This is a genomic window from Duganella violaceipulchra (genome assembly GCF_019166075.1).
GTDB lineage: Bacteria > Pseudomonadota > Gammaproteobacteria > Burkholderiales > Burkholderiaceae_D > Rugamonas > Rugamonas violaceipulchra.
This window is the reverse complement of record NZ_JAHTGR010000225.1, coordinates 1-255: the sequence shown is the minus strand read 5'-3', so window position 1 is coordinate 255 and position 255 is coordinate 1. Positions and strand designations below refer to the sequence as shown.

1 protein-coding gene is annotated in these 255 nt (G+C 69.0%); it reads left to right on the top strand.

All coding sequences use genetic code 11. From position 1 onward, the window contains the following. Positions 1 to 255 (top strand): condensation domain-containing protein (locus KVP70_RS35940; RefSeq protein WP_217946791.1); only part of this gene is annotated, 255 nt, incomplete at both ends.

Sequence of the window (255 nt, the reverse complement as noted above, 5' to 3'; positions counted from 1 at the left end):
TCAGGAATTTCGTCGCGCAGGCGCGCCTGGGTGTGAGCGCCGCGGAGCACGAAACGTTCTTTACGCGGATGCTGTCCGATATCGACGAGCCGAGCGCGCCATACGGGCTGCTCGACGTGCAAGGCGGGGTGGCTGAACTGGATGAGGCGCGGCTGGTGCTGCCGGACGACCTGGCGGAGACGCTGCGTGCGCAGGCGCGCACGCTGGGCGTGAGCGCGGCCAGCTTGATGCACCTGGCCTGGGCGCAGGTGCTGT